Raw genomic sequence first — 12,419 nt, 5'->3', positions numbered from 1 at the left:
ATCTTTATCCGGTCAGCTCATTCTTGAAGGTTCTACTTTCATGTATTCTCTCAGAACAGTTGTAGCGTAGCTTCCCTTTGGAAGACTAAAATCAAGTTTAACACTGTATTTTCCAGCGTTCAGTTCATCTTCACTGATAATATATTGCGGTTCCACTCCAAGTAAGATCTCGCGTCGAAGGCCTTTTGATCCCATCTTCTCCATGGAAGGCACTTTAAATCCTTCAAGATCCACGTCCATTCTTTCCAGCACATCTCTTTCGATCTCTCCCGGAACCCCGGATGCGATCTTCGTGTCATAACCGATAAGTGGAGCTGTTACAAATGCCCTTTTCCTTTTGACAAGATTGTTCATGCCCTCGATGTTATCCTCGGTAACTCTTTCAATACGGGAATTGTCGGGTAGTCCTGCCTTATTCTTGAAGCAGACAATATCTCCCACCACAGCCTTGTTAAGTGGCAAACCTTTCTTTATGCGCTGGCAAATAATGGTATTGTAGATGTATGACTGGTATGCGTGGACGAACATTTTCCTGATGTTCATTGGTAAGGTTTCAATAGCTCCGGCAAAATCCTCCGGATTAGAGACCAGATGATGCATCATAGCACGCTCATACCTCAATTGTAATGGGTAGCCTTTCAATCCTTCAACATAATTCCGTTCTTTATAGACCATTTCCCGTACTTCTCTTGTTTCTTCCGGCTCATCGGGATAGGCAGCTGCTATATAGTCGATAGCTGCTTTTTCGATATCTCCTCTTACGATGGATTCCCCGACAACATGGGTGATGGGGCGGAATGCACCGAAACGCTGTATCCCAAAGAAGTTAGGGACTCCTCCCTGCTCCTTTATGGATTCCGTGGTCTGTTGCATTCTGCTTTCCAGCTCATCCTTCTCAAGATCGATCTCTCTTACGGTGATCACGAACTCGTTTCCTGTAAGGTCCCCAAGTTCCACACTCCTGTTGGATCTTCCCAGGACCTTTAGTTCAACATCCTTGAGATTTATCTTTTCGATCTTTTCCTCCGGGACATCGTAAATGCTTATCTTTTGCGTTGTAACGGCTCTTTTGTCCTTGGTACCTGCAAAACCGATCCTTTTTTGGCTGATCCCCAGTATTCTTGAGATATCCCTTATCAGATGGTGTGTTTCCCAATTATGTTTGGTAAGCTCAACAATGAGGTATTTTCCTTCATCTCCTTCTTCCCGATTTGTGATCTCAATGACTCCGAAATCCTCTATCTGTCTTCGAAGTGCTCCTCCTATGCCGGAGGTATTGGTGGTGTAAAGTTCAATTCCTATCTGTTCTTCTACAGGTGGGACTTTGTACATGTTTTTCTCCTTCAGTCAGGAATAATATCTATTATATTAACTGTTTCTGTATTCGTAAAGATCCAGGCATCATCTGTTGGCATTCCTCCGGCCGGTAGGTCTCCTGCATAAAGGCCGGATGTTGTGTCCAGTATCAGCCATGATCCATATTCATCGGTTGTATAATACACGGGAACACATTCATAGTATTTTTTCACTGCATCAATGTTATTCCTTGCTTCATCATCTTTTCCTATATATACAGTTGTAAAAGCATGAGTGTCGGTAAAGTACATTCTGGTACTTCCACCAATGGCTTCTATAAGGGAAGAAAGCAGAATGGCCGAATCGTCACAGTCACCGGCACGGACTTTCAGTGTTTCATCAGGCGTAGCCCAATAATCCTTTCCCCTGGGGTCGCTCATGTATTTGATCTCGCTCTTCACGTGGTCGAAAAGTGAACATACCTGGTATATGTTGTACTCTCCCGGATATGCCATTGCACCAGAGGAGGCAAGCGCACGGACTTCTTCACTTCTTGGATCTACCTTGTCATTTGTGATGGTGAATAACGGTTCTTCGTTAGATATGTATTCTATAGTAGTTTCATTCACTGTGGGCATTACTTCAAGACTGATCTCTTCCAAAAATTGTAATCCATAATCATACCATTGGCCAGAGTTCGTTCTGGCAAGGATGCCAAATCCAAGTTTCATGTCTATTGATTCGGCATTTGCTGGAATATCAATGCAGATAAATCCTATCTTTTCTTTTTCGCCGGGCTCTATAGTATGTCCTGTTTCCTGTCCCTTATACTTTTTATCGGCTAATTCGATCCCATAGCTATAAACGAAAATAGGTGTGTCTTCCCTGTTCTCAACAAAGAGCTCTATTGTTGCGGGACTATTCTCATAGAAATTAGTGTAGTAGTATGAAGTAGCGATCCCCAATGCAGGAGAACTGGTCGAGGTGGCATGAGGTTTGTCCTCAACACGGTCATTTTTCTCATAAATTACCTTTGGAATTGTCAGTTCTTCGGCATCGACAACAATTTTGTTCCTGTCGCCTGTAAAATAGTTGTATAGAGCCAGCTCTTGAATGTCCTGGGAATCAGTTGGGATGTTGGATATAGCAAATGCACCTATTGAAACCACTATCAAGAAACATGCTATGGTTATTAACAGGCAGTGACGACATACCATTGCTTTGCCTCATAAAGGTTATAACAATTTCAAGGAACCTGTGATCTTGTCAATAGCTTCTGCTTTTGCCGGTCCGATCCCAAGGACAGTGACCGTTCCAGGTGCTATCTCGGTAAGGCCTGCATCTGTGATCAATGCTGTAGCCAATCCTTCACGTCTTGCTTTTTCCTTAAGCTCAAAGAGGTCCTGAAGTTTCTCTGCCCTTAATACAACTTTCTTTTGTCCTCCCTCTTTCCATTTTTCAAGGTCGGAACGTCCAGCCCATTCCGCAGCTGATACGGCAGCGTGGGCTACCTGTACTGCAAGTTTCCCTTTTGAGAGCTTAAGGTCATCCCTGATCACGATACACTGTTTATATTCTGCCATTTGAAAGTTCCCCGATAAATATGAATTATTATGTTATATCTCTTTGATAATATCCCTTATGATATCATCAGCAGCATTAATTCCCCATGCCTTATATATCCCTGCCACCGAGGGTGTGCCATTGACTTCTAATATAAGGCTCTTGTCTACTTTATTGTTACTTGTATCTCTCTTTTCTACAAGGTCAACTCCTGCAAAGAAAGCCCCGATAGCTCCGGCAGCTTTTATGCAGATCTCTTCCTGCTCCGTGGATAATTTGCATTGTGATACAGATCCACCCTGGCTTAGATTGTTTATCCATGATCCTTTCGGTGCAGTCCTGTATATTGCACCGATGAGTTTTCCATTAACAACAAATGCCCGGATATCCCTGCCCGGATTCTCGATAAATTCCTGTATGTATAACATTCCTCTCTGTTCCAGAAGCTGATCGATCTGTTCCGGAACAAGTTTTTTCTGCTTTGTTCCATTGGTGGGGATGTCCATGCCGTTCTTTATTCTGTGGATTCCCATGCCTTTGTATCCAAAAACAGGCTTTATAACGGCATCCTTCATTTCTTCGAGTACTTCCATTGCACTTTCAGTATCCTGGACAACCTTTGTTCTTGGGATGGGAAGTCCTTTGTTGGACAGCAGGCAGGATGCATAATATTTGTTAGCAGCATTTTGGATTGCAGAAGGTGAATTGACAACAAGTACTCCTTTTTCTTCGAGCTGTCTGAGTATGTCGAAGCGGAAAGACACTCCTTCGAATGCTCCTGCACCAACATCTCTCACAACGATGGCATCGAATTGCAGCGGATCTGTCTTTCCGATATGCCACTCAGTTCGACCTCCGGTTGATACTTCTGCTTTCTGAAGGTCCATGATCTGATGCCCGATCTTGTTCTTTTGGCAAGCTTTTCCAAAGGCAATAGCTGTCGGATCTTCAGGATCTGTTACAATGATCCCTATCTTTTTCATTATAAATAACTAATATTAAAAGTACATCAAGATATCGCAAAATATAGTTGGATGCACTAAACTAATCCAGAAAGTTTATACGGCCAATTATCCATCTATTAATGGGTGATAAATCTTGGATGTTCTATGGCTGGACCAGAACGATGTCAGGTCTTTACTTAATATTCCTGATGCAATGGATGCTGTTGAGAAAGCATTTGAACAGCATGGTAGGAAGAAAGTTCAGATGCCTCCTAAATCCTATTTGTATTTTGAACGTCATAATGGTGATCTGCGTACGATGCCTGCATATCTTGAAGAGCAGGACGTGGCAGGTGTGAAGATCGTGAATGTTCATCCGGATAATCGTCAGAAAGGGCTGCCTACGGTTATGGCACTTTTCGTCCTGAATTCCACTGAAACAGGTGCTCCGCTTGCTGTTATGGATGGTACTTATTTGACAGACATAAGGACGGGTGCAGCAGGTGGCATTGCAGCAAAACATCTTGCACGTCCGGAATCCCGTGTCTTAGGAATTGTGGGATCAGGTAATCAGGCAAGAACACAATTACTTGCTATAGCGAATGTTTTCGATCTTGAAGTAGTCAAAGTTTATGATGTAAATAGAGCCCGTGCTGAGCAGTTCGAACAGGATATGGAGAGTAAAGCAGGCTGTGGTATTACTGTCTGTTCATCAATAGAGGATGTGTGCGATTGTGACATTCTTGTCACTGTAACTCCTGTGAGGGAACCCATAGTGAAACGAGAGTGGATCAAACCTGGTACTCATATAAATGCAATTGGTGCTGATGCTGCAGGTAAGGAAGAACTTGAGGCTTCTATATTAGTACACTCTCGGGTAGTTGTGGATGATATTGCTCAGGCATCGCATTCCGGGGAGGTTAATGTTCCTTTGTCAAATGGGGTCATTAAGGTTGATAATATCTGCTGTGAGCTTGGTGAAGTTATCGCAGGGATAAAAACCGGAAGGATGGGTGATTCAGATATAACGATATTTGATTCTACAGGTCTTGCGATACAAGATGTTGCAACTGCACTTCTTGTCTACAATGCAGCAAAGGGGAAACTTGTAGGCAAAAAGTTGCCTATGTTCTAATGGCAGGAGGACGTGCCGCATCTCATTTGATAAAGCCTTTCAGAGTTCAAAATATAAGGAATTTACTTGTTGACTCTTTTATCTTTTTTATTTTTTTAATATTTGTTCAAATCTTGATCTTGTGAATTAATCTTCCTTTATTTTTTCTTAATTAGATTTCAGTCTTAATGCATGTGGTTTGCTTTGTTCTGATCATTATTTTGAAACCACAATAGTCCTCATAATAATGATAATTATACATCAATGCATAGATATATTTATATATAGATGTATTTTATACCTCAGGTTATATACAATAATACAAAAAGTGGCGGTTCGGTATGCATCCAATAATCAAACCATTAGGTATCCTACTAATGATCACTTTGCTAATGAGTGGTCTCACAAGTATTTCAACGAATTCACCGGGGCTTGCTCCCGATCCAACAGATGATCGACATGAGAGTAAATACTCTGAATGGGAGGGTGCTTTTGTCGTCTCTAAGGATGGGGGAATTAGTATGAAAAGGTCCAGTGGCGGTAGTGGTGGCTCCACTGTGGGTACTGGTCCTAAAAACAATCCCATATTGACTGAATCGGCTAGCCTTAGTATTGTTAAACTTACCAATGGTGCGGATGTTTCTTCTCCTCATGACCTTGAGATTCCTGTTGGAGATCCTGTAACCTGGTCTTACAATGTCAGTAACACTGGTGATGTTTCACTCACTAATATCTTAGTCAATGATTCTGTTGAAGGTCCTGTTGGAATCATTGCTTTCCTTGGTGTTGGGGAGTATAACGACAGTCTCAGCCTTACCGGTACTTCTGTGGCAGGTGCTTACCAGAACAATGTGAACGCTTCCACAACCTTTGCTGATGTGGAGGTTAATGCCACCGATATCAGTTACTACTTCGGTGTTTCTGAACCTTTAGAGTCTTCTGCTGGTCTTAGTATTGTTAAACTTACCAATGGTGCGGATGTTTCTTCTCCTCATGATCTTGAGATTCCTGTTGGAGATCCTGTCATCTGGTCTTACAATGTCAGTAACACTGGTGATGTTTCACTCACTAATATCTTAGTCAATGATTCTGTTGAAGGTCCTGTTGGAACCATTGCTTTCCTTGATGTTGGGGAGTATAACGACAGTCTCAGCCTTACCGGTACTTCTGTGGCAGGTGCTTACCAGAACAATGTGACCGCTTCCACAACCTTTGCTGATGTGGAGGTTAATGCCACCGATATCAGTTACTACTTCGGTGTTTCTGAACCTTTAGGGTCTTCTGCTGGTCTTAGCATTGTTAAACTTACCAATGGTGCGGATGTTTCTTCTCCTCATGATCTTGAGATTCCTGTTGGAGATCCTGTAACCTGGTCTTACAATGTCAGTAACACTGGTGATGTTTCACTCACTAATATCTTAGTCAATGATTCTGTTGAAGGTCCTGTTGGAACCATTGCTTTCCTTGATGTTGGGGAGTATAACGACAGTCTCAGCCTTACCGGTACTTCTGTGGCAGGTGCTTACCAGAACAATGTGACCGCTTCCACAACCTATGCTGATGTGGAGGTTAATGCCACCGATATCAGTTACTACTTCGGTGTTTCTGAACCTTTAGGGTCTTCTGCTGGTCTTAGCATTGTTAAACTTACCAATGGTGCGGATGTTTCTTCTCCTCATGATCTTGAGATTCCTGTTGGAGATCCTGTAACCTGGTCTTACAATGTGAGTAATACTGGTGATGTTTCACTCACTAATATCTTAGTCAATGATTCTGTTGAAGGTCCTGTTGGAACCATTGCTTTCCTTGATGTTGGGGAGTATAACGACAGTCTCAGCCTTACCGGTACTTCTGTGGCAGGTGCTTACCAGAACAATGTGACCGCTTCCACAACCTATGCTGATGTGGAGGTTAATGCCACCGATATCAGTTACTACTTCGGTGTTTCTGAACCTTTAGAGTCTTCTGCTGGTCTTAGTATTGTTAAACTTACCAATGGTGCGGATGTTTCTTCTCCTCATGATCTTGAGATCCCTGTTGGAGATCCTGTCATCTGGTCTTACAATGTCAGTAACACTGGTGATGTTGCACTCACTAATATCTTAGTCAATGATTCTGTTGAGGGTCCTGTTGGAACCATTGCTTTCCTTGGTGTTGGGGAGTATAACGACAGTCTCAGCCTTACCGGTATTTCTGTGGCAGGTGCTTACCAGAACAATGTGAACGCTTCCACAACCTATGCTGATGTGGAGGTTAATGCCACCGATATCAGTTACTACTTCGGTGTGAATGCATCAATTGATATCGAGAAGTTCACTGATGGTCATGACGTTGATGAACCAATAGGTCCATATCTATTGTTTGGTTATCCGGTTGAATGGACCTATAATGTGACAAACACAGGAAATGTGAATCTTACTATTCAGGAAGTTTTAGACAACAGAACGTCTGTTAGTGAATATCCGATTAATGTGGATGACAATGGCATATTCGAACCAGGTGAAGTTTGGGTTTATAATGCCAGCGGAGAGGTTATCTTAGGCCAGTATTGCAATATTGGAAATGTAACTGCATCTTACGGAGAGTTCATAGCGATGGATGAGGACCTAAGCTATTACTTCGGTATCGATCATTCAGAATATGATGTTATGGTTGAAGGTCTGGGTTATTGGAAAAAGGAAACGAATTGGGATAATTGGTCAATTGAAGAAGTAACTGTAGGTGATGTAACTTACAGTAAATCTGCTGCAATTGTTAATATGAGTGGTAATGGGGATAAAAATGAGCCGCACACTTATACCATGTTCCGACACTTGGTGACAGCTAAATTGAATGTCCTGATTGGCGTGCCATATTATCCTTATGACGACAACGGTACGCCAGTATATTTCATCGAAGAAGCAGATGAATGGATGGTTCTTTATCCACTAGATACGAATAATTCTGTAGTAGGGGGTGCATGGGATCATAACACCAGTAGTCAAATTTCTGGAAACCAACTCAAGAATTGGTTGGAGATGTATAATGAAGGAGAATTGTACATTGATTAATCTTGATTTTTAACGATGTTTGCAGGACAGGTTTAATTTAGTGGCCTGTTCCTCTCTTCTTTTTTGATTTATAACTCAAAAGTCATTATTATCATCATAAGTATGCAATGATCTATAGATATATTTATATATAAATCCCGCCAATCTCTTAATTGGGTATAAAAGGTGGTGGTTTAGTATGAACTCTATAATCAAACCTATGGGTTTCTTAGCATTGATTGTCTTGCTCCTGAGTGGGCTGACTAGCATTTCAACAAATTCTCCGGAGCTTCCTCCTGAGGTGACAAATAACACTCCTGAGACGAATTACTCGGAATGGGATGACCCTGCTCCTGAATCGAGCGAGTTAAACATTTCAGTGAAAGAAGGTGACAAAGAAGAGCCTGGTATCTGGGTATCCCCTGGTCATCATAAGTCCGAGGAAGTTGTTGAAGAACCAGTATTTCCAGTAGCGAATTTCACCGTTGATCGCCGGTCAGGCGTTGTACCATTAACTGTAAACTTCACGGATCTGTCCAGCAATGCTGATGAATATTCGTGGGATGTGGATGGTGATGGTGATGAGGATTCAAATGCTTCCACGTTTGTTCATGTTTACACTAAAGAAGGCATTTACAACGTATCTTTGACTGTAACGAACAAAGATGGCAATGATACTAAAATAGTTGAGGATTGCATCAATGTAACTGCTAATCCTTCTTTGAGTATTGTCAAACTTGCCGATCCTTCTTCCTATGAAGTTGAAGTTGGATCGCCTATTGTCTGGTCTTATAATGTCAGCAACACCGGTGATGTTCCACTAACCAATGTTTCGATTATTGATGATGGGGTAGATGATATCTACATTATCGCTTCACTTGGTGTCGGCGAGTATAATGACAGCTTTAGTGCTATCCATGCCTCTCTGGAAGGTCCTCGTGTTAACAATGTAACGGCTTCTACAACTTATACTGGAGCCTATGTTAATGCTTCAGATGTCAGCTACTACTTCGGTGTGAATGCATCAATCGATATTGAATCATATATTAGTGATTCTGGTTCTGATCTACAGATACATTGTTTGGAATTTGAATGGACCTATAATGTAACCAACACCGGTAATGTGAATCTCACAGATGTTAAGGTGCAGGATAATAGTTCTTCAATTTCCATTGATCGTATCACAGTTGATGCTGATAATATCCTCGAGCCCAATGAAAGGTGGTCCTACACTGCAAATGGTAAGACTGAACGTAATCAGCCTGAGGTGATCCTTGCCAACGTCACTGCTTTCTATAATGATAAGAGTGTCTATGATGAGGACCTGATCCATTATGTATGGTTGTAAGCTTTAGTAAATACAATTGAGAACAGGTTTCATTTTATTTCCTGTTCAACCGTTTCTTTTTTAAGCAATTTCATATAGCTACCTCCTCATAATTATGAGCATACAGTTCTCTATAGATATATTTATATACAAATATCGCCAATATCTTAATTGGGTACAAATGGTGGTGGTAACGAGGAATCAAGCATTTCCGAGTTTAGATATGTTTAACAAAGAACGGGAGTTTATACTGTATTTCTGACCGTATCAAATGGGATGTTGGAGATCCTTGAATTCCCGACAATTGCATTCCAGTATTAGTTTTTCGGGACTAATGCTCTGTTCCTTTTACAAAGAAAAAAATAAACCGTGGTGGTACAAATGGAACTTGTAAAAGTATATTGTGAACATTGTGGAAGCGAGATCATTGTATATGACACTCATGTGAAAAAGCATATGTATTGTACTATACACTGTCTTGAATCTGCGGGTGGAGGTTCTTCAGGCGGCAGTAACCAAAGTGCATCGGCCTGAGGATCTTCTATTTTTTTTTAAAAATTATTTTTGTGATTGTTTATTTTTAGTTTTATCTATTTATCAGCCTTTTTTTCGCCACCTTTAAATAATACTGGGGTATTACTTGGGTAATATCTTATTATTTCTTTGGAGATTCCTCATGAGAGCTGTAACATTAATGAGCAGTGGTCTTGATTCTGTGGCTGCTCTTGCAATTGCACAAAAGTCCTCCGATGTGGTCCTTGCCCTAACATTCGATTATGGTCAGCGCTCTGTCAGGAGGGAGATCGATTATTCAAAAGCAATTTGTGATCATTATGGTATAGAGCACAGGATCATCCTTTTAGACTGGTTAAAGGATATTACGAACACATCCCTTGTGAACGAGGAAGTGGATGTTCCTGAGCTATCGGTCGATGATCTTTCCGGGAAAAATGAAAGTGTTACTGAAGATTCCGCAAAGAGTGTATGGGTTCCTAACAGGAACGGTGTTTTCCTGAATATTGCAGCAAGCTTTGCTGAAAGCTATGATTGCGATACTGTTATTGCGGGATTCAACGGGGAGGAAGCAAAAACATTCCCTGACAACTCCAAAGAGTTCGTTGATGCTTCTGACAGGTGTTTTTCCTATTCGACTGCAAATGGTGTGGAGGTTCTTGCACCTCTTATCGATATGGACAAAAAAAGCATAGTTCATGAAGCAATTGAGGCAAAGGCACCACTGGAGTGGAGCTGGAGCTGTTACCACGGTGAAGATAAGCCATGCGGTGTATGTGAAAGCTGCGTAAGGCGTGCGCGTGCTTTCCATGAAGCTGGTCTGAAGGACCCCCTTATGGTAAGGCTGGATGTTTAAAGATAATAAAGGTGCTTATATGGAAAGTATTATTCTTGATGAAAAAACGGATTATGATGGAAGCCAGATATCTTCTTTGTGGGCATACAACCTGAAAGGTATCCAGCATGACTCCATCGTTGCTTTCAGAGGCGGCTGTGATGTTAAGCTCGAGCATATGATCGACCTTGAGGACAAGAGGATGGGCGATTCCATTTACTCTACTGACATGCTCCATTTCCTCATAGAACACTTTGACTCTACTGATCTTAAGCTCGTCTATGCAAGGCAGAGGTTGTTCACTGCGATCGTTGCAGAGGCACTTCTGGATAGCGGTATCATGACAACAAGGCAGGGTGATGATCTTTTCGTGAATGGAAAAAAGCTGACCATCTCCATTGCAAGCACTTCTGCGGTATCCCAGAAGATCCACTTCGGGATCAATGTTTTCCATTATTTTTATGGTAATCTTACAGATAACGGGCTCGATGAGGTAAAGGCAGTCGGACTTCTCGAGGACATAGCGAACAGATATGTGGCCGAGTTCGAAGATATCGAAAAGGACCTTCGCAAGTCTCGACCACTGGATGTGGTATGATGCAGGTGCCGATCAGTGAGATATTCTGCTCTGTTCAGGGTGAAGGTCCTCATGTGGGCGTGAGGCAGGCTTTCGTAAGGTTCGTTGGATGCAATCTCAACTGTTCTTATTGTGACACGAATGTTGAGAGGCCGGCTTTCTGTAACTTTGAAAAGGTCCCTGGGACGAACGACTTCCAGGAATTGCCAAATCCTCTTGATGTGGAAACTGTCAGTGAGCTGCTGAACAGTTATGAGAACGTCCATTCGATATCACTTACAGGCGGAGAGCCTCTTCTCGAGGCAGATTTCATTGCAGAGATGGATGTTTCAAGGCCACTTTACCTGGAGTCCAATATGACCCTTCCGGATATGGCAAAGAAGATCAGTGACAAGGTCTCCTATGTTTCAGGGGACGTAAAGCTTATTGATGAGTTCGAAGGTGAGGATTTTGAATCCCATCTCGAAAGGACATTCGAATGCTTCCGTACTCTACGGAACACAAAGGATCGGGAGTGTTTCTGTAAACTGGTCATTACAAAGAACACAGTATCCGATGACATATTGAACATTGTTGATTCAATTTCAGGATATGTGTCCTGTGTGGTACTACAACCGGTGACTCAGAAGCATCTTGCTCCTGAAATTGATGTTATGCTCAAGCTACAGAACGATCTGCTTGATTCGATAGATACGTTGATAATTCCTCAAACACATAAGATGTGGGGTTGTTTATAATGACAAAAATGAGACTTGGAATAATAGAACACATTGATAGTGCACACTATTTGCCTGAACATGAGACATGTGGTATCGTCCACGGGCATACCTACAAGATCGAGATCGTTCTTGAAGGTGAGAAAAAGGAAAATGGGATGGTCATGGATTTCTATGAGATCAAGAAGACCGTACGTGAGATCCTGAAGAAGTATGACCACAAACTCCTTAATGATATTCTTCCTTTCCCGAGTGCAGAGAACATGTGTGAGCAAATTCATGCTGACCTCTCAGAAAATCTTGGCTATCCCCTTTCTGTGAAGGTATGGGAAGGCCATGGTAAGTGGTGTGAACTGAATGGTTTGGAGTGATCTCTCCACAACCTATATCTATAACGGTTCTAATTGAATTGCAGACTTCATATTATTTATTCTGGAGGAGAAACTTTGCCTGATACTGATAAAATTCCTGAGGAATGTCACGATGAGAATGGTGTTGATCTTGA

12 protein-coding genes are annotated in these 12,419 nt (G+C 41.9%); 8 read left to right on the top strand and 4 right to left on the bottom strand.

Features of this window, described 5'->3' with window-relative positions; genetic code table 11:
- Nucleotides 1–12 precede the first annotated feature (12 nt).
- The 4 genes from truD to mptN all read right to left on the bottom strand — a co-directional run bounded on the left by truD (nucleotide 13) and on the right by mptN (nucleotide 3,842).
- Nucleotides 13–1,332, bottom strand: coding sequence for a tRNA pseudouridine(13) synthase TruD (gene truD / locus J7W08_RS07680; protein ID WP_233083941.1), 1,320 nt, complete (start codon nucleotides 1,330–1,332; stop codon nucleotides 13–15).
- Between the two features lie 11 nt (nucleotides 1,333–1,343).
- The gene (locus J7W08_RS07675; protein ID WP_233083940.1) at nucleotides 1,344–2,465 is read right to left on the bottom strand and encodes a transglutaminase-like domain-containing protein; all 1,122 of its coding nucleotides are present in this window, start codon (nucleotides 2,463–2,465) and stop codon (nucleotides 1,344–1,346) included.
- A 66-nt stretch (nucleotides 2,466–2,531) separates the two neighbouring features.
- Nucleotides 2,532–2,879, bottom strand: a complete 348-nt coding sequence (pth2, locus tag J7W08_RS07670) for a peptidyl-tRNA hydrolase Pth2 (RefSeq protein WP_048195255.1) — start codon at nucleotides 2,877–2,879, stop codon at nucleotides 2,532–2,534.
- A gap of 33 nt (nucleotides 2,880–2,912) precedes the next feature.
- The gene (mptN, locus tag J7W08_RS07665) at nucleotides 2,913–3,842 is read right to left on the bottom strand and encodes a tetrahydromethanopterin:alpha-L-glutamate ligase (RefSeq protein WP_233083939.1); all 930 of its coding nucleotides are present in this window, start codon (nucleotides 3,840–3,842) and stop codon (nucleotides 2,913–2,915) included.
- Between the two features lie 115 nt (nucleotides 3,843–3,957).
- Here mptN and ala point away from each other — a divergent pair, with 115 nt between their 5' ends.
- The 8 genes from ala (at nucleotide 3,958) to queD (ending at nucleotide 12,285) form a co-directional block, all read left to right on the top strand.
- Nucleotides 3,958–4,938: an alanine dehydrogenase gene (gene ala / locus J7W08_RS07660; protein WP_233083938.1), complete on the top strand. Its 981-nt coding sequence runs from the start codon at nucleotides 3,958–3,960 to the stop codon at nucleotides 4,936–4,938.
- Nucleotides 4,939–5,309: 371 nt separating this feature from the next.
- A complete protein-coding gene (locus tag J7W08_RS07655) occupies nucleotides 5,310–7,967 on the top strand; it encodes a CLIPPER-2 domain-containing protein (RefSeq protein ID WP_233083937.1) in 2,658 nt (885 codons plus the stop codon).
- Nucleotides 7,968–8,145: 178 nt separating this feature from the next.
- Nucleotides 8,146–9,294: a PKD domain-containing protein gene (locus J7W08_RS07650; RefSeq protein WP_233083936.1), complete on the top strand. Its 1,149-nt coding sequence runs from the start codon at nucleotides 8,146–8,148 to the stop codon at nucleotides 9,292–9,294.
- Between the two features lie 360 nt (nucleotides 9,295–9,654).
- Nucleotides 9,655–9,807 (top strand): hypothetical protein, encoded by a 153-nt coding sequence (locus J7W08_RS07645; protein WP_167879767.1) that lies wholly within the window; start codon nucleotides 9,655–9,657, stop codon nucleotides 9,805–9,807.
- Between the two features lie 142 nt (nucleotides 9,808–9,949).
- Nucleotides 9,950–10,642, top strand: a complete 693-nt coding sequence (gene queC / locus J7W08_RS07640; protein ID WP_233083935.1) for a 7-cyano-7-deazaguanine synthase QueC — start codon at nucleotides 9,950–9,952, stop codon at nucleotides 10,640–10,642.
- 19 nt (nucleotides 10,643–10,661) lie between these two features.
- Nucleotides 10,662–11,219, top strand: a complete 558-nt coding sequence (locus tag J7W08_RS07635; RefSeq protein WP_233083934.1) for a DUF366 family protein — start codon at nucleotides 10,662–10,664, stop codon at nucleotides 11,217–11,219.
- Complete coding sequence (locus J7W08_RS07630; protein WP_375141045.1) at nucleotides 11,216–11,935, top strand: 7-carboxy-7-deazaguanine synthase QueE; 720 nt, start codon at nucleotides 11,216–11,218, stop codon at nucleotides 11,933–11,935. The genes J7W08_RS07635 and J7W08_RS07630 overlap by 4 nt, the downstream gene beginning before the upstream one ends.
- The gene (gene queD, locus J7W08_RS07625; RefSeq protein WP_233083933.1) at nucleotides 11,935–12,285 is read left to right on the top strand and encodes a 6-carboxytetrahydropterin synthase QueD; all 351 of its coding nucleotides are present in this window, start codon (nucleotides 11,935–11,937) and stop codon (nucleotides 12,283–12,285) included. The genes J7W08_RS07630 and queD overlap by 1 nt, the downstream gene beginning before the upstream one ends.
- The last annotated feature ends 134 nt before the right edge of the window (nucleotides 12,286–12,419 follow it).

The organism is Methanococcoides orientis (genome assembly GCF_021184045.1).
In the GTDB taxonomy this organism is placed as follows: domain Archaea; phylum Halobacteriota; class Methanosarcinia; order Methanosarcinales; family Methanosarcinaceae; genus Methanococcoides; species Methanococcoides orientis.
This window is presented reverse-complemented; position numbering and strand designations above follow the sequence as displayed.